Raw genomic sequence first — 17602 nt, 5'->3', positions numbered from 1 at the left:
CGGGCAACCACTTACTTTCCGGTGCGTAGCGAGGAGGCCGTGATGGCGGGCAGGCGGTACTGGTGCCCGGTGGAGCTCACTGTCGACGTCATCGGCGGCCGGTGGAAGCCGGTGATCCTCGCGCATCTCAAGGAGGGCGTGCACCGCTACGGCGAGCTGCGCCGCCTCATGCCGGGCATCAGCGAAAAGATGCTCACCCAGCAGCTGCGCGAGCTGACCGCCGACGGCCTCGTCCACCGCCAAGCCCTCGACGGCCGCGTCCCCCACGTCGAATACCGCCTCACCCCGGACGGCGAAGCCCTCGGCCCGGCGTTGACCGCCCTGTACGCCTGGGGCGAACGCCGCGCGGCGGCTACGGGCATCACGTTCGAGACACCTGCCTGACGCCGCTGGCTCGGCTGCGGCTTCTCGGGTGTGTCGGCCTCGCCGGAATCCGAGAATGCCGCGGGTGTCCGGTGCGCAGCTTCGCGGGGTTCGCGTTCGAAACGCCCGAGTGCGGCACGGTGCCCGGGTCGCTCGGCGCCGGTCGCGGCCCCAACCGCGATGCCGCCGATGCCTGCGCCCACCTTCGCGAGCGCCACGCGGGCCCGAGCGCTTCGGGGCGCACGCGACCGCTCCGGCGCACCGTGACCAGGCCGACTTCGCCCCGCGGGTGATCGACATCGAGCGACCGAATTGTCCGGTTGATTCCCTGGACTAGACCATTGACCTAATGGTCTAGTCCTCTTACGGTGTGAGAGTCCCCACTGTCCCCGTTCGGTCACCTGGTGTGACTCCCCGAAGGGAGCCGGCATGCCCCGTCCGCGCAGGAAGAGCTTCTTGGCGCTCGTCAGCCTGGCCAGCGCCGCACTCGCCGCAGCGGCTGTGGCCGCGCCCGTGTCCACGGCGGCCACGACGGCCACGGAGTCGGCCGCCGCCCCGCAGGCCTCGGTCGGGAAGGTGGTCGGCTACTTCACCGACTGGGGTGTGTACGACCGCAACTACCACGTGAAGAACATCGAAACCTCCGGCTCCGCCGCGAAGCTCACCCACATCAACTACGCGTTCGGCAACGTCACCAACGGCGGCTGCGCCATCGGCGACGCCTACGCGGACTACCAGAAGACCTACGACGCGGCGGGCAGCGTCGATGGCGTCGCCGACATCTGGGACCAGCCGCTGGCGGGCAGCTTCAACCAGCTGAAGAAGCTCAAGGCCAAGTATCCCGGCCTCAAGGTGATCTGGTCGTTCGGCGGCTGGAGCTGGTCGGGCGGCTTCGGCCAGGCCGCGAAGAACCCGGCCGCGTTCGCGAACTCCTGCTACAACCTCGTGAACGACCCGCGCTGGGCCGGCCTGTTCGACGGCATCGACCTCGACTGGGAGTATCCCAACGCCTGTGGCCTGAGCTGTGACACCAGCGGCGCGGCGGCATTCAAGAACCTGATGGCGGCCGTGCGCGCCAAGTTCGGCTCGTCGAAGCTCGTCACCGCCGCGATCACCGCCGACGGCACCAACGGCGGCAAGATCGACGCCGCCGACTACGCGGGCGCCGCGCAGTACGTGAACTGGTACCACGTGATGACCTACGACTACTTCGGCGCATTCGCGGCACAGGGCCCGACGGCTCCGCACTCGCCGCTGACCTCCTACGCCGGCATCCCCACCGCCGGCTTCTACTCCGACGCGGCCATCCAGAAGCTCAAGAGCAAGGGCGTGCCCGCGTCGAAGCTGTTGCTGGGCATCGGGTTCTACGGCCGCGGCTGGACCGGCGTCACGCAGAGCGCGCCCGGCGGTTCCGCCACGGGTCCGGCGCCCGGCAAGTACGAGCAGGGCATCGAGGACTACAAGATCCTGAAGTCGAGCTGCCCTTCGACCGGCACCGTCGCCGGCACGGCGTACGCGAAGTGCGGTTCGAACTGGTGGAGCTACGACACCCCGAGCACCATCGGCGGCAAGATCAGTTACGCGAAGCAGCAGGGCCTCGGCGGCGCCATGGTGTGGGAGCTGTCCGGCGACACGTCCAACGGCGAGCTGATGACGGCCGTCGCGAAGTGACCGCTTCCGGTGTGGCCGGCGGCGCAGGGGCGCGCCGGCCGCACCGGGTCCCCAGGCACACCGACCCCGCCGGAGCCGCTCCGGCGGGGTCTCCCTCGTTCGGCGAAGAAGTGTCCGGCGGAGAAACTGTCGGGGGCGCGGATTATCGTGCTCGGCGTGAAGTTCACGGGATTCGGTGAGTACGCCGTCGATTTCTACGACGGGCTCGAGGCCGACAACTCCAAGTCCTACTGGGACGAACACGTCGCGACCTACAAGTCCGACGTGCGCGAGCCGATGGAGGCGCTGCTCAAGGAGCTGGAGCCGGAGTTCGGCGAGGGTTTCGGCGATGGCAAGGTGTTCCGGCCCTACCGCGACGTGCGCTTCGCGAAGGACAAGACCCCGTACAAGACGCACTGCGGCGGCGTCATCGAGGCGGGCCGCGGCGGCGGCGCCTACTACGTCGAGCTGAGCCCCGCGGGCCTGCGCGTGGGCGGCGGCTGCTTCCACCTCGCGTCCGACCAGATCGCGCGCTTCCGCACGGCCGTCGACACCGAGCTGCACGGCCCCGTGCTGGAACAGATCCTGGCCAAGCTGAAGCGCGCCGGCTTCGACATCCACGGCGACCGCCTCAAGTCCCGTCCCCGCGGCTTCGCCGAGGACCACCCGCGCCTCGACTTGCTGCGCTACCGCTCCGTCTACGCCGCCCGCTCGTGGGAACCCGCCGACTTCCTCCACGAGCGCGAGGCCTTCGACCGCGTCCGCAAGTCCTGGCGCCAGCTGCGCGCCTTCAACGAGTGGGCGCGCGACCACGTCGGGCCGAGCGAGCAACCGCGCCGCTAGGGCCGAGCGGAGACCGTGCTGTAGGACCGGAGCGGCAGTGCGCAGAACGCCTGCCTGACGCGCGGGCGGCTGCATAATCTCAGGTCGGGCTGCCTGCTCCGAAGTTGTCGGCGTTGGCGGGTCGTGGGGCCGCCGAACCGTGCGCGAGCGAACAGCCGTGCCACCGGGGCCAGTCAGCGGGGGAGCGGGTAACACCAGACCTTGCTCCCCGATTCCGTGGTCGTGGCCAGGAGCAGGTCAGGGCCGTCCGCGATCAACGCCAGCGACTGGGCCGCCTCGGGCAGCGGCAGTTCCGCGAAGTCCTCGCACCGTTGCCCGACGCGCCAGAGCCGCAGCCGGCCGTCGACCTTCGCCGCCACGTCGAGCCGGCCCGACGAGTCGAGCGTCAGGCCGGTCACCTCCAGCAGTTGCGACGCGGGAATCACCGGGCCGCCGGCGGACGCCGTCCACGAAGGACCCGAACGCCAGCAGGCCAGGCGCTGTTCACTGGTCGCGCCGACGGCGGCGCAGTCCGAGGCCGAGCACGTCACGCGCCACACCGAGGCCGAGCCGGCCGGGGACGGCAGCGAAACCCGCGTCCACGCCGAACCGTCGGCTGACGTCCAGGCCACCGGTCGTACGGAGAGCCCCGCCCGCGCGTCGCCGACGGCCACATAACCCGGCCCGCCGCCTGCCGCGGCCAGCGCGCGGGTCTGGTCGCCGGTGGTGCTGAGCAGCGCCGGGTCCTCGCGCAACGCCCACGAAGCGCCGTCCGCCGAGGTCCAGACCGACGCGCCGACGCCGCCGGTCCGGTGGTCCCACTGGCCCGTCAGCACGTACCCCGCCGGACCGGCCGCGGACCCGGATGTGGTCACCGCGCGCTCGCCACCGAGGAGCTCCACCGGCTGTTCGTGCTCGGTCAGCCCCTCGGCCACCGACCCCGTCCAGATCGTCGGGCGCGGGTTGGCGTGCGCGCCGCCGTACGCGGAGCCCAGCGCGAGCAGCCGGGAACCCGCCGCGGCCGGCAGCGTCAGCTCCGCCTGCCGCCCGTAGCCCGTCGCCGGGTGGACCGGCACCGGCGTCCACGGCGCCCCCGCCGGACCGCCGAACCACGCCGCGGGGGCCCGTCCGGCGGGCCCCGGCACCGAGCCGGTCATGACGATTCCCGATGAAGCCGGGACGAATCCCAGTACGCGCGTACCGGAAACGGGCAGGTCAACGAGCCGCCACGGAGGCTGCGACGGCGCGGAACACGCCCCGACCAGGGCGAACGCCGCGATCGCAAGCGCGAGCCGCCGAACCGCCGTCATACTTACGGAGGTTAGTCATCTGAATGGTTTCTGAACACTTCCTCCGAACTTTCGGTATCGGTACAGACGTGAGAGGGATGAGCGACTACTGTCATCGAACGTGAGCCGACGCGCGAAGATCGTTTGTACGCTGGGTCCCGCGACCTCCACTCCGGAGAAGATGCGGGCACTCGTCGACGCCGGAATGGACGTCGCGAGGATGAACTTCAGCCACGGAAGCCACAGCGACCACAAGCAGGTCTACGACCTGGTCCGGGCCGCTGCGGCCGAGAGTGGCCGGGCGGTGGGCATTCTCGGTGACCTCCAGGGTCCGAAGATCCGCCTGGGCACCTTCGCCAGCGGCTCGGCCGAGTGGCACACGGGCGACGTCGTCCGCATCACCGTCGAGGACGTGGTGGGCACGCACGACCGCGTCTCGACCACCTACAAGGGCCTTGCGAAGGACGCGAAGCCGGGCGACCGCCTCCTGGTGGACGACGGCAAGGTCGGCCTCGTGGTCACGGGCGTCGAGGGTCAGGACGTGGTCTGCGAGGTCACCGAAGGCGGCCCCGTCAGCAACAACAAGGGCGTCTCGCTCCCGGGCATGGACGTCTCCGTCCCGGCGCTGAGCGAGAAGGACATCGAGGACCTCGAGTTCGCGCTGCACCTGGGCGTCGACTTCATCGCGCTGTCCTTCGTGCGCTCGCCGGCCGACATCGACCTGGTGCACCAGGTCATGGACCGCGTCGGCAAGGGCCGGCTGCCGGTGGTCGCGAAGATCGAGAAGCCCGAGGCCGTCTACAACCTCGAGGCGATCGTGCTGGCCTTCGACGCGGTGATGGTCGCCCGCGGTGACCTCGGCGTCGAGCTGCCGCTGGAGCAGGTGCCGCTGGTCCAGAAGCGCGCCATCCAGATCTGCCGCGAGAACGCGAAGCCGGTCATCGTCGCGACGCAGATGCTCGAGTCGATGATCAACAACTCCCGGCCGACCCGCGCCGAGGCCTCCGACGTGGCCAACGCGGTGCTCGACGGCACCGACGCCGTGATGCTCTCGGGCGAGACCAGCGTCGGGCGCTACCCGATCGAGACGGTGCAGACGATGGGCCGCATCGTCGAGGCGGTCGAGACCGACTCGCCGGTCGTCCCGCCGCTCACGCACGTCCCGCGCACCAAGCGCGGCGTGATCTCCTATGCCGCCCGCGACATCGGCGAGCGGCTCAACGCCAAGGCGCTCGTCGCGTTCACCCAGTCCGGTGACACCGTGCGCCGCCTGGCCCGCCTGCACACGCGGCTGCCGCTGATGGCGTTCACGCCGGAGGACTGCGTGCGCAGCCAGCTGTCGATGACGTGGGGCACGGTGACCACGATCGTGCCGCGGGTCGACTCCACCGACCAGATGATCCAGCAGGTCGACCACGCGATGCTGCAGATGGGCAAGTACCAGCGCGGCGACCTCGTGGTGATCGTGGCCGGCTCCCCGCCCGGGACCGTCGGCTCCACGAACCTGATCCACGTGCACCGCCTCGGTGAAGACGACCACGCATAAGGGACGAGGTTTATGCCGACCGAATAAGGTTCGGGCATGACCGATATCGCCAGGACCGCCGCCGCCGGGCTCGACGAGGCCGCCGGCGGCGGGCAGGCGGTGCTCGACCGGCTCGTCGATCTCCTCGACCTGGAGAAGGTGGAGGAGGACTTCTACCGCGGGGTTTCGCCCGCGCACTCCCCGGTCCGCGTGTTCGGCGGCCAGGTCGCCGGGCAGGCCCTGGTGGCGGCCGGGCGCACTGTGCCCGAGGACCGGCGCGTGCACTCGCTGCACGCCTACTTCATCCGCGGCGGCGACCCGAGCGTGCCGATCCTCTACGAGGTGGACCGCATCCGTGACGGCCGCTCGTTCACCACCCGCCGCGTCACGGCCATCCAGCACGGCAAGGCGATCTTCGCGCTGTCCGCCTCGTTCCAGAAGGACGAGCAGGGCCTCGAGCACGGCGAGCCGATGCCCGACGTGCCCGCCCCCGAAACGCTGCCGACGTTCCAGGAACGCACAGCCGGCTTCGGCCTGCGCTTCACCGAGCGCCCGCGTCCCATCGACGTGCGCTACGTCGGCGAACCGCCGTGGATCACGCGCGCCACGGGCGAGCGGCCGGCGAGCAACCGCGTGTGGATGCGTGCCGACGGCGCGCTGCCCGCCGACCAGCTGCTGCACGTCTGCGTGCTCACCTACGCCTCCGACATGACGCTGCTCGACTCGATCCTCGCGCGCCACGGCGTTTACTGGGACGTCGACAAGGTTCTCGGCGCGAGCCTGGACCACGCGCTGTGGTTCCACCGGCCCTTCCGGGCCGACGAGTGGTTCCTCTACGACAGCACCTCGCCGAGCGCGTCGGGCGCGCGCGGGCTGGCCACGGGCCGCTTCTTCGCGCAGGACGGCACGCACATCGCCACGGTCGTCCAGGAGGGACTGCTGCGCGTCCTGTGAGGACGGTCGCAGCCGGTTCTACTGAGAGTGTGTCGCTGAGTGAGGTGTGCGGAATCAACCACACTTCCGGGTGGCGGAAAATGCGAAATGCGTAGCCGGGTAATCGCCGGAGTGTGCCTCGGATGGTCTGGCAACAACTGACAACCGAAGGTGAAGGTGCCCGGGACCGGTCGGGGGGCGGCCCCGGACGCCTTCGGCCGGAAACGCCCGCGCACTCGGTGTCTGTTTCCGGCTGGTCGTCGTCTACGCTGCTCAGGAACCCGGACCGATCATGGCGGCCGGCTCGACCGGCGCGGCGTGACCGGTTCCGGTTCACACGGGTGTCAGAGTACAAGCGCAATCTGCAAATTGCAGGGCGGAGCCCCGCCGTGGCGGCGGGAATTCCGCAGTGTTAATACCCCACTGACTAGTCGGACGGCTGGTTAGATATGCGGTGCGGGCAGCGTTGGTCAGCGTTGGTCTACGGTGCGCGCATCGCGTAAGACGATCCGGAGGTGCTGTCGTGGCGAGAGGCCAGGGACCCACCGTTCGCCGCCGGAGGCTCGCGAGCGAGCTGAGGCGGCTCCGGGAAGCCGCCGACTTCACCATCGACGAGGTGGGCGAGAAGCTCGAGTGCTCCGCCTCGAAGGTGAGCCGCATCGAGACCGGGCACGTCGGCGTCACCCCGCGCGACGCCCGGGACATGCTGGCGCTCTACGGGATCACCGGCGACGAGCAGGAGGCGCTCGTCCAGCTGGCCCGCGAGGCGCGCAAGCGCGGCTGGTGGCACGCGTACAACGAGGTGTTCACCGGCACGTTCGTGGGCCTGGAGGCCGACGCGACCTCGCTGCGCGCGTTCCAGGCGCTGCTCGTGCCGGGTCTGCTGCAGACCGAGCGCTACGCCCACGCCGTGATAAGAGCGCTGCGGCCCGACGCCGAGGACGCCGAGATCCGGCGTCGCGTGGCCGCGCGCATGGCGCGCCAGGAGCTGCTGAGCGACACGCCGCCGCCGGAGTACTGGGCGGTGGTCGACGAGGCCGTGCTGCACCGCGTGGTCGACAGCCCCGAGGTGATGGCCGAGCAGCTCTACCGCATGGCCTCGGTCGCCGAGAAACCCAACGTGACCATCCAGGTGGTCCCCTTCGGAGCCGGCGCGCACCCGGGCATGGAAGGCCCGTTCCTCATCATGGGGTTCCCCGAGCAGGCCGACCCCGACGTCGTCTACGTGGACGACAGCACGTCCAGCGGCCTGTACCTCGAACAACCCGAAGACGTCCGGCGCTACGCGCTGATGTTCGACCACCTGCGCGCTGCCGCACTGAAACCGGACGACTCGGTCGACTTGATCACCGAGGCGGCCGGCCGGTTCGCCGATCGGTCAACCGCGCCGGCTGCAGTGCACCACCTGGAACCGAGGACACAGTGAGGAAGTGGGGAACATGATGCCGGACGCGGATCTTTCCCGGGCCACCTGGCGCAAGAGCAGCCACAGCGGCGGCGGCAACGACTGCGTCGAGATCGCGTTCGTCGGCGGCGACGCCGCGGTGCGCGACTCGAAGGACCCCGAAGGGGGTGCTTTCCGCCTCCCCGCTTCGGGTTGGCGGGGACTGCTGGCGGCGGTGCGCGCCGGCGGCCCGGCCCGCGACTGACGTTCCATCCGGCGACCCCTTACCCCGCCGACCTGCTCTTCGCCGGTCGGCGCCTCGGGTAAGGGGTCGTTTGGCGTCCAGGACGGGGTGATCGCCCGATGCCGGCGGCCCCGCCTCAGGACGACTGTGAGTGTCACGGAAGAAGGCACTCGCAGAGGATGGGGAAGAAGCGATGAGTTACCAGCTCCTGGACGCGATGAGCGCCGAGGTGGCCTACCGCGAGGAGCAACTGCGGAAGGCCGGGCGCGACGCGCGGATGACCAAGCAGAGCCGCGTCGTGCGGTGGCTGCGGGCCCACCGGGTGACCAGCGTGACCGTGCCGGCGCAGGAACGCCGCACGGCCGCGCAGATGGCCTCCCGCGCCGATCACCTGGCGCGGTGAACGACCTGTTCGCCGAGGGTGTCACGCCCTCGGCGAAAAGCATGGCGGAACTGTCGGTGGGGTAGGACAGAATGCTCCTCGTGCCCCGCTTAGGCTCCGGAATCCCGCTGGTCGCCCGCACTCACGAGATGCGGCGGCTTCGCGCCGCCTTCGCTCGCGCGGAGCGGCGTGAGGCCGGCGCCGTGCTGATCGCGGGCGACGCGGGCGTCGGCAAGACCCGGCTGCTCACCGCGCTCGGTGAGCACGTCGCGGCGAACGGTGCGCTGGTGCTCACCGGCCGCTGCATCGACGTGCGCGACGGCGGGCTGCCGTACCTGCCGTTCGCGGAGGCGCTGGCGCCGCTGGGCTCGTCGGGGGATCCGGTGGTCGCCGCCGCGGTGCGGTCGCGGCCGGCGCTCGCGCGGCTGCTGCCGCAGAGCGGGGAGCCCCAGCCGATGGGACCGGGGGAACACGGCCAGGTGTCGGCCAGCGAGCGCGAGGTCATGCGCCGGCCGCGACCGGAACAGGACCTGGGTCAGCTCCAGCTGTTCGATGCGGTACTGGGGGTGCTGACCGAGGTCGCCGAGTCGCGGCCGGTGGTGATCCTGCTCGAGGACCTGCACTGGGCCGACTCTACGACGCGCAACCTGCTGTCCTTCCTGGCCAGCAGGTTGCGCGCGCAGCGGCTGCTGGTCGTGGGCAGCTACCGCGAAGAAGACGTGCACCGCCGCCACCCGCTGCGCGGGCTGCTTTCGGAGCTGGTGCGCCTGGCCACGGTGGAGCAGGTCGCGCTGGCGCCGTTCGGGCCCGCGGAAGCGCGGGCGTTCGTGGAGGCGCTGGCCGACGAGCCGCTGCCGGCCGACGTGGTGGCCGACATCGTCGCGCGGTCGGAGGGCAACCCGTTCTTCGTGGAAGAGCTGCTGGCCACGGACGCCGACTGCCGGGACCTGCCCGCAGGGCTCGCCGAGGTGCTGCTCGCCCGGCTCGAACGCTTCCCGGCGGAGACGCGGCGCGTGCTGCGGGTGATCTCCGTGGCCAACGAACCGGTGTCGCACGCTGCGCTCGCGGAGGTGGCGGCCATCGGCGAGCAGGAGCTCGACGAGGCGCTGCGCGAGGCCGTCCAGCACCACGTGCTCGTGATCGAGGACGGCTCGTACGTGTTCCGCCATGCGTTGCTGCAGGAAGCGGTGTACGCGGATCTACTGCCCGGGGAGCGCAACCGCACGCACGCGGCGTACGCGGCCCGCATCCGCGCGATCCCGCAGGGGCGCGGGCACGACGCCAAGCTGGCGTTCCACAGCCTTGAAAGCCGCGATTTCGTCACGGCGCTGCCCGCGCTGCTGAGCGCGATGGCGGAGGCGGAGAAGCTGGGCGCACCGGGGGCGGCCCTGCGGCACGCCGAACAGGCACTGTCCATCTGGGACGCAGTGGCCGTCGCGGACCGGCCCGAGGGCGTCGACGAGCTGAAGCTGCTTCACGAGGCTTCGTACTTCGCGGGCACGTCGGGGGAGCCGGAGCGGGCGGCGGCCTTCGCGCGCTCGGCCACGGAGCTGCTCGGGCCCGACACCCCGACGCTGAGGTCGGCCAAGGTGTGGCGCCGGCTGGCCGAAGCGCTGCTGGCGCTGGAAGGCACGCTCGACGAGGCGACGCTGGCCGTCGACCGAGCGTGGGAGCTGGTGAAGGACAGCGAGCCGAGCGCCACGCGGGCGTGGGTGCTCGCCACCCGCGCGGGGTTCCTGCGGCTGCTCGACCAGCCCGGCGAGGCCCTAGACAACGCGCTCACGTCGGTGTCCGACGCGCGAGCCGTAGGCGCGGTCGGAGCCGAGGCGTCGGGGCTCATCACGCTGGGCACGCTGGCCGACTCGGCGGGCGACGCGGCGCTCGCGCGGGAACGGCTGCGCGAGGGCATTCGCAAAGCGCGCGACGCCGAGGCCCTCAACGTCGAGCTGCGCGGCCTGTACTTCCTCGCCTTGAGCTACGACGACCAGGCCGAGATGGCCGAAGCCCTCACCCACGCGGCCAACGGCGTGACGCGCGCGGAGGAGTCGGGGCTCACGTGGAGCTCCTTCGGGCTCGAGCTGCGCGCGCGGCAGCTCTACCTGCGCTACCTCAGCGGCGACTGGCCCGCGGAGGACGCGGCCGGGCGCGCGGCGCGCGGGGTGTCGAGCGCGGTCGCCGCCCGGATCCTCGCCAACTGGGTGCTGTTCCTCGTCGCGCGCGGCCGGTTCGACGACGCCGCGCGCCTCCTGCCCGGGCTGCGCCAGCAGTGGGCGGCCGACATCCAGATCGCCCTCTCGGCGGGCGACGCGGCCATCGAGCTCGCGACCTGGCGCGGCGATCACACCGAAGCCGTGCGCGTCACCGAGGAACTGGTGGCGTGGTTGGAGAAGATCGAGCCCTGGCTGCTGGGCGGCCTCCGGATCGTCGCGCTGGGCCTGACCTCGGTCGCCGCCCTCGCCGCCGACGCCCGCCTGCACGGCGACCAGCGCACCGCCGAGAACCTGGTGTCCGTCGGCCGCCGCCTGCTGGAACACGGCCGCCGCACCGCCGTCGAGGGCAGCCCGCGATCCGGCACCCTCGGGCCCGAAGGCCACGCCTGGCTCGCCCGCCTGGAAGCCGCCGCCTCCGGCCTCGAAGGCCCGGCCGACCCGGCGCTGTGGTCCGCCGCCGCCACGGCTTTCGACTACGGCGCGGTCTACGAGCAAGCCATGTGCCGCTACTTCGAAGCCCAGGCCCTGCTCGCCCACGGCCTGCCCGCCGAAGACGCCCTGACGTCCGCCCACACCGTCGCGTCCGCCCTCGGCGCGCTGCCCCTGCGCGACGCCGCGCGCGACCTGGCCCACCGCGCCCGCACCGACCTGCCCGGCATCACCCCGGCCGTCGCCGCGCCCACCCGCCCCAACCCCCTCACCGACCGCGAACGCGACGTCCTCGAACGCGTCGCGCTCGGCCGCACCAACCGCCAGGTAGGGGAGGAGCTCTACATCAGCGAGAAGACGGTCTCCGTTCACCTCTCCCGCGTCATGGCCAAGCTGGGCGCCAGCCGCCGCGCCGAAGCCGTCGCCATCGCCTACGACCGCGGCCTGCTCACGACTCCGGCCACGAAGGACTGACGCCGGCTGCGTCCGGGACGGTTTTGCCGGTTCGCGGTGGTTGCCTGCGGCGAGCTCCGCGCCTTGGGGAGTGGGTTGTCCCGGGTTGTGGTGTCCTGTGCTGGCCGTTGCGCCCGGGCTGTCCCGACCGTGGCCTGCCGAGGGCGTGTGCAGTGGGGGCTGGCTCGCTGCGCCCGGGACGGTTTTGCCGGTTTACCGTGTGGTTGCCTGCGGCGAGCTCCGCGCCGTGCAAGCGGGTGGTCGGTCGTGGTGCTCTCGCGCCGCCCACCATGACGAGGCCGTCCCGAATGCGGCCTGCTCACGACCCCGGCCACGAAGGACCGACGCCACTGCGCCCGGACGGTTTTGCCGGTTTGCGGTGCGGTTGTCGGTCGCCGGCTCCGCGCCGGGACCCGCCGCGTGCCGAACCTGTTCGGCAGTGGTTGACTTGGTGATCAAATAGCATGCTAACCACGTCGGGAGGAGCCGGGGATGCGCGTCGACGTGCACGCTCACCTGTGGAGCGAGGCGTACCTGGACCTGTTGGCCCGCTCGGGCAACGAGAAGGCGACCGCGCAGGGCCGGCTCGGCGCGGGGGCGACCGCGGCGGAGCTCGATTCGCGGTTCGAGCAGATGGCGACGGCGGGCATCGACCTGCAGGTGCTCTCGACCACGCCCGCACCGCCGCACTTCGAAGATGAGAAGACCGCCGTGGCGGCGGCGCGGTTCGTCAACGACGACTACGCCGAGCTCGTCCAGCAGCACCCCCATCGGTTCAAAGCGTTCGCCTCCCTGCCGCTTCCGCACACCGGCGCGGCGCTCGGCGAGCTCACCCGCGCGCTCGACGAGCTGGGTTTCCTGGGCGCCGCCGTGACCACGTCGGTGCTGGGCCGCACGCTCGGCGACCCGGCGTTCCTGCCCGTCTACGAAGAGCTCGACCGCCGCGGCAGTGTTCTGTTCGTGCACCCGGCCGGCGTCGGCGCCGAATCGCCGCTGATCGGGCCGGAGCTCACGTGGCAGATCGGCGCGCCGATCGAGGACACCGTCGCTTTGCTGCACCTGATCGTCGCCGGGATCCCGAGCCGGTTCCCGAACATGAAGATCATCCTGCCCCACCTCGGCGGCGCGCTGCCGATGCTGCTGCCCCGCATCGACCGCCAGAACCCTTGGGAGGCACCGGAAACCCCGGAAAAGCCGAGCCTCGCCGCGCGCCGGATCTTCTACGACACCGTCGGGCACAACCACGTGCCGGCGCTGCGCCTCGCGGCCGAAACGCTCGGCGCCGACCGCCTGGTGCTCGGCACCGACTTTCCGTACCAAAAGGGCGATGGGTTCACCGAGGCCGTGACCTACGTCGAACGCTCCGGCCTGCCCTCGGACGACATCGCCGCGATCCTCGACCGCACGGCCGTGGAGCTCCTCGGCCTCGGCTGATCACCGCCAGGGCAGGTGCCGCAACAGCTTCATGCTCGACGTCATCAGCCGCGCCCACACCCCGCCCGGCACCCGGCGTGGCGGCCGCAGCACCGGCCCGCGCTGCACGGCGATCGACTGCGCCTCCGTGTACTTCAGCAGCCCCTCGGCGCCGTTGCGGCGGCCGACACCGGAGTCCTTCATCCCGCCCATCGGCACGCCGACGCTGCCGAACGTCGCCGCGTAGCCCTCGTTCACGTTCACCGTCCCGGCCTTCAGCCGGGCCGCGACCTCCCAGCCGGCGCGGCCGTTGCGCGACCAGACGCTGGCGTTGAGGCCGAAGGCGGTGTCGTTGGCGCGCTCGATGGCGTCGGTGACGTCGGTGTAGCCGTAGATCGACACCACGGGCCCGAACGTTTCCTGGGCGAACGGCACCATGTCCGGTGTGACGTCGGTGAGCACGGTCGGCTCGTAGAACAGCGGACCGAGATCCGCCCGCGCGCGCCCGCCGGTGAGCACGCGCGCGCCTTTGGCCCGCGCGTCCTCGACGTGCGCCGACACCGTCTCGAGCTGGCTCGGCGACGTCAACGACCCCATCTGCGGGCCGAAGCCCAGCTCGCCGCCCAGCTTCAGTGCCGCCGTGCGCGCCACGAAGGCGCGAGTGAACTCGTCTCGGACGCTTTCGTGCACGTAGATCCGCTCCACCGAGACGCACAGCTGCCCGGCGGAGGAGAAGCACGCGGTGACCGCACCCGTCGCGGCCTTGGCGACGTCGGCGTCCGGCAGCACGATCATCGGGTTCTTGCCGCCGAGCTCGAGCGAGTAGCTGGTGAGCCGGGCCGCGATCTGCGTCGCCAGGTCCTTGCCGGTCGGCGTGGAACCGGTGAAACAGAGGTAGTCGCACTCTTCGAGCAGCGCCGGGCCGACCTGCGAGCCGCGGCCGAGCACCACCTGCCACAGCCCGTCCGGCAGCCCCGCTTCGGACGCGAGTTCCTGCAGCCACAACGCGGAAAGCGCCGTCTGGTTGTCGGGCTTCTGCACCACCGCGTTGCCCGCCGCGAGCGCCGGGAACACGTCCATCGCGGTGAGCGCCACCGGGTAGTTCCACGGCGAGATGATGCCGACGACACCCTTGGGGTGGCGCAGCTCGCCCGCCTTCGTCAGCACGGGGATCACCCCGGCCGCACGCTTCGGCGCCAGGATCTTCGCGCTGTGCTTGCCGTAGTAGGCCGCCACCAGCGCGGCCGCGCTCACCTCGTCGAACGCGTCGAGCCGCGCCTTGCCGGCCTCCACCTGCACGAGGTCGAGGGCTTCGGCCTGGCGGGCGAGGATCAGGTCGTGCAGGCGCACGAGGAACCGCTGGCGCTGCGCGACCGGCCGGGCCGCCCACTCGTGCTGGGCCGTGCGCGCGGTCGCGAACGCCGCGCGCACATCGGCGTCGGTGGCCTGGGGGATCGTGGTGATCGGCAGCCCCGTGAACGGCGCCGTCATGCGGATCGGCGCGGAGTCCGCACCGCCGGTCACGCGCGCGACGAGCCGGGCCGCGCGCGCCGCCGTGGGCGCTCCTGCGACACCCCCGATCGTCGCGGGCAGGGCCGTCTCGCCGCTGAGGTTCGCCGGTGTCGTGCTGGTCATGCCGTCTCCGTTCAGACCGGTGTTACCGACGAGTACAGCATACCGGCGGTACGGCGGTCGAACGGGAAATCTGAATCAGATTCACGTATCGGTGTCGTCGCGGTGCTTGCCCGGCGGCTCGACGCCCGGCGCGGGCTGAACGTCGTGCGGCGGGAACGGCGGGGAAGTCCACTCCTCGGCGGGCTCGGACTCCGGTGAAAGCTCGCCTTGCGCGGGCGGCTCGGCCCAGGACTGCGGGGGTGCCGGGTCGGTGAGGGAGTAGATCACCGGTTCGTCGTTCACCGGCGGGTTGTAGTAGTACGGCTGCGGTGTCCACGGCGCGGTCCAGCGGCCGCCGCCGAACGCGGCGAGCGCCAGCACCAGCACCGCGATCACACCACCGCCGAGCATCACCCAGAACCCGGTGCCGGTGGTGTAGTGGGCGACGACGACGGAGGTCCGTTGCTCGAAGCTGAGGCTGGCCGACACGTCCATGCTCATGGTCCACACCGCCGCGACCAGGCCTGCGCTGCCGGTGATCAGCAAGATTCGCGCGGCGGCGCGGGCGCGGGTGAACACGAGCACGGCGCCGATGAGCAGCACCACCGCGGCGACCGTGATCGGGATGCCGAACCGCGCGACGTGGCTGACCCCGAACAGGTCCTGCTCCGACTGTGGAGCCGTTTCGACGTCCCGGGCCCACGCGCTGACGGAGAACGAGCTCTGCAACCGGCCGTTCACCGTCACGCTGGACGCCGCCGCCGGCAGGAACGTGCCCGCCACCGTGAGAGCGGCCGAGAACACCCCGAGGATCCCGGCGAGCAGCCGCGAGACCGCACCCGGCTCGGCGACGGGTGGCGGCGGGTACTGCGGCGCGCTGGTCATCGTGGCTCCTTCGCCTGCTCAGGGCATCTGCGATTCCACCACGAAGAACCCCGTCGCGCTAAGGGGCGGCGTGATCCTGCCACCGGTCGGCCCAGGATCGGCTCAGACTGGCCCAGGATCGGCTCAGGGCTGCGAGTACATCAGCACCGCGATCCGCTTCCACTCCTGCAGCAGCTTGCGGCGCCGGTTCGGGTCGCCGCCCAGCTCGGCGTCGAGTGCGAGACCGCGGGTGAGGTTCACGGTGAGCCAGAACAGCGTCTCCGCGCGTTCTTTCGGCAGGTCACCCGCCACCTGGCTCACGTGCGCCAGCGTCGCGCGGCCCAGCGCCCGGTCCACGGGCCGGATCGCCGCCCGCAGCTCCGGATCGGTGCGCGCGGCCACCCACAGCTCGGTGACGGCCGTGGAGAGCGTGCCCGAGTAGCCCGCCCACAGCAGGTCGATCGCGGCCTCGACGCCCGAGGCGCCACCCGGCAGGCCTTCCAGCGACGACGCGAGCTGCGTGCGCAGCTTCGTGGTGAGGTGCTCGACGGCGGCCGCCATCAGCTCGGCCTTCGTGGCGAAGTGGTGCTGCACCGCGCCTTTCGACACGCCCGCCCGGGCGCAGATCTCCTGCATCGACGCGCGGGCGTACCCGATGTCGACCAGGCACTCGACGGTCGCGTCGAGCAGGGCAGTGCGGGTCTGCTCCCGGCGCTGCGCCTGGGTGCGGTGCGCCTTGACCTCGGTCATCGCCTCTCCCGCTTTACGTACCGGACTGCGCGGATGTACATTCCGAACAGAACTTACCTTCCACGCGTAATGTTTTCCAGCTTCGCAGGAGGCGTCGCCGTGCCGTTGCAGATGCAGAAGAGCTCGTGGAGCACCACCGAACTCGAAGACCTCAGGGAGCTGAGCCGGTCCTTCCTGCAGAAGGAGATCGTGCCGCACCAGGAGCGGTTCGCGGCGGAGAAGAAGATGGACCGCGAGATCTGGCGCAAGGCGGGTGAGGTCGGGCTGCTGTGCCTGTCGATCCCCGAGGAGTACGGCGGTGGCGGCGGCACCTTCGCGCACGAGGCCGTGCTGTACGAGGAGCAGGCCCGGTCCGGGGACAACGCGTGGGGCGTGACCGTCCACAACGGAATCGTGGCGCACTACCTGCTGTCGTACGCGTCGGAGGAGCGCAAGCGCGAGTGGCTGCCGAAGCTCGCCAGCGGCGAGTTCGTGGGCGCCATCGCGATGACCGAGCCGGGCACGGGGTCCGACCTGCAGAGCATCAAGACCCGCGCGGTGCGCGAGGGCGACCACTACGTGATCAACGGCGCGAAGACGTTCATCACCAACGGTTTCCACGCCGACCTCGTGGTGGTCGCGTGCAAGACCGACCCGGACGCGGGCGCGCAGGGCGTGTCGCTGATAGTGGTCGAGACCGACACGCCGGGCTTCCGCCGCGGCCGCGTGCTCGACAAGGTGGGCCTCAAGGGCCAGGACACCGCGGAGCTGTTCTTCGACGACGTGCGCGTGCCCGCCGCCAACCTGCTCGGCGACGCCGAGGGCCAGGGCTTCGTCCAGCTGATGCTGCAGCTGCCGCAGGAGCGGCTCATCATCGCCGTGACCGCGGTGGCCGGGCTCGAGGCGGCCGTGAACCTCACGATCGACTACACCAAGGAGCGCACGGCGTTCGGCCGGCCGATTTTCGGCTTCCAGAACACGAAGTTCAAGCTCGCCGAGGCCGCGACGGAGGCGGCGGTGTCACGCGCGTTCCTCGACCAGTGCATCGAACGCCACCTCAAGGGCGAGCTCGACGTGCAGGGCGCGGCGATGGCGAAGCTGTGGACGACCGAGCGCGTGAACAAGGTCGTCGACGAGTGCGTGCAGCTGTTCGGCGGCTACGGCTACATGACCGAGTACCCGATCGCGCGCGCTTGGGCCGACGTCCGGATTTCGCGGATCTTCGGCGGCACCAGCGAGATCATGAAGGAGATCATCTCCCGCACGCTCTGAGATTTTCGGCTCGACGAAAGGACTTT

15 protein-coding genes are annotated in these 17602 nt (G+C 71.2%); 11 read left to right on the top strand and 4 right to left on the bottom strand.

The genetic code is table 11. The features are described 5' to 3' along the window. Positions 1–42 precede the first annotated feature (42 nt). The 3 genes from AB0383_RS06860 (at position 43) to AB0383_RS06850 (ending at position 2856) form a co-directional block, all read left to right on the top strand. Positions 43–384 carry a helix-turn-helix domain-containing protein gene (locus tag AB0383_RS06860; RefSeq protein ID WP_364174723.1) on the top strand — a complete coding sequence of 114 codons (342 nt, stop codon included), beginning with the start codon at positions 43–45 and terminating at the stop codon, positions 382–384. A 408-nt stretch (positions 385–792) separates the two neighbouring features. Continuing rightward, the gene (locus AB0383_RS06855; protein WP_366185697.1) at positions 793–2034 is read left to right on the top strand and encodes a glycoside hydrolase family 18 protein; all 1242 of its coding nucleotides are present in this window, start codon (positions 793–795) and stop codon (positions 2032–2034) included. Between the two features lie 156 nt (positions 2035–2190). Next, positions 2191–2856 carry a DUF2461 domain-containing protein gene (locus tag AB0383_RS06850; protein WP_364174717.1) on the top strand — a complete coding sequence of 222 codons (666 nt, stop codon included), beginning with the start codon at positions 2191–2193 and terminating at the stop codon, positions 2854–2856. Positions 2857–3029: 173 nt separating this feature from the next. On the opposite strand, the gene AB0383_RS06845 is transcribed toward AB0383_RS06850, so the two are convergent. After that, a complete protein-coding gene (locus AB0383_RS06845; RefSeq protein ID WP_366185695.1) occupies positions 3030–4145 on the bottom strand; it encodes a hypothetical protein in 1116 nt (371 codons plus the stop codon). A gap of 100 nt (positions 4146–4245) precedes the next feature. On the opposite strand from AB0383_RS06845, the gene pyk reads away from it, so the two are divergent. The 7 genes from pyk to AB0383_RS06810 all read left to right on the top strand — a co-directional run bounded on the left by pyk (position 4246) and on the right by AB0383_RS06810 (position 13118). Next, positions 4246–5670 (top strand): pyruvate kinase, encoded by a 1425-nt coding sequence (pyk, locus tag AB0383_RS06840; protein ID WP_354873730.1) that lies wholly within the window; start codon positions 4246–4248, stop codon positions 5668–5670. Between the two features lie 36 nt (positions 5671–5706). Continuing rightward, complete coding sequence (locus AB0383_RS06835) at positions 5707–6603, top strand: acyl-CoA thioesterase II (RefSeq protein WP_364174711.1); 897 nt, start codon at positions 5707–5709, stop codon at positions 6601–6603. A 502-nt stretch (positions 6604–7105) separates the two neighbouring features. Next, a complete protein-coding gene (locus tag AB0383_RS06830) occupies positions 7106–8008 on the top strand; it encodes a helix-turn-helix transcriptional regulator (RefSeq protein ID WP_364174708.1) in 903 nt (300 codons plus the stop codon). Between the two features lie 13 nt (positions 8009–8021). Beyond that, the gene (locus AB0383_RS06825; RefSeq protein WP_326837871.1) at positions 8022–8231 is read left to right on the top strand and encodes a DUF397 domain-containing protein; all 210 of its coding nucleotides are present in this window, start codon (positions 8022–8024) and stop codon (positions 8229–8231) included. Between the two features lie 172 nt (positions 8232–8403). Next, the gene (locus AB0383_RS06820; protein WP_366185691.1) at positions 8404–8613 is read left to right on the top strand and encodes a hypothetical protein; all 210 of its coding nucleotides are present in this window, start codon (positions 8404–8406) and stop codon (positions 8611–8613) included. A 71-nt stretch (positions 8614–8684) separates the two neighbouring features. After that, positions 8685–11705, top strand: coding sequence for an AAA family ATPase (locus AB0383_RS06815; protein WP_366185689.1), 3021 nt, complete (start codon positions 8685–8687; stop codon positions 11703–11705). A 471-nt stretch (positions 11706–12176) separates the two neighbouring features. Continuing rightward, complete coding sequence (locus tag AB0383_RS06810) at positions 12177–13118, top strand: amidohydrolase family protein (RefSeq protein WP_366185687.1); 942 nt, start codon at positions 12177–12179, stop codon at positions 13116–13118. On the opposite strand, the gene AB0383_RS06805 is transcribed toward AB0383_RS06810, so the two are convergent. The 3 genes from AB0383_RS06805 to AB0383_RS06795 form a co-directional block, all read right to left on the bottom strand. After that, positions 13119–14732, bottom strand: coding sequence for a succinic semialdehyde dehydrogenase (locus AB0383_RS06805; protein ID WP_366185685.1), 1614 nt, complete (start codon positions 14730–14732; stop codon positions 13119–13121). Between the two features lie 81 nt (positions 14733–14813). Next, positions 14814–15596, bottom strand: a complete 783-nt coding sequence (locus AB0383_RS06800; protein ID WP_366185683.1) for a DUF4064 domain-containing protein — start codon at positions 15594–15596, stop codon at positions 14814–14816. 123 nt (positions 15597–15719) lie between these two features. Next, positions 15720–16325: a TetR/AcrR family transcriptional regulator gene (locus tag AB0383_RS06795; RefSeq protein WP_364174694.1), complete on the bottom strand. Its 606-nt coding sequence runs from the start codon at positions 16323–16325 to the stop codon at positions 15720–15722. 99 nt (positions 16326–16424) lie between these two features. On the opposite strand from AB0383_RS06795, the gene AB0383_RS06790 reads away from it, so the two are divergent. Then, a complete protein-coding gene (locus tag AB0383_RS06790) occupies positions 16425–17576 on the top strand; it encodes an acyl-CoA dehydrogenase family protein (protein WP_366185999.1) in 1152 nt (383 codons plus the stop codon). Positions 17577–17602: the final 26 nt, after the last annotated feature.

It is taken from the genome of Amycolatopsis sp. NPDC051373 (assembly GCF_040689465.1).
Taxonomy (GTDB): domain Bacteria; phylum Actinomycetota; class Actinomycetes; order Mycobacteriales; family Pseudonocardiaceae; genus Amycolatopsis.
This window is presented reverse-complemented; position numbering and strand designations above follow the sequence as displayed.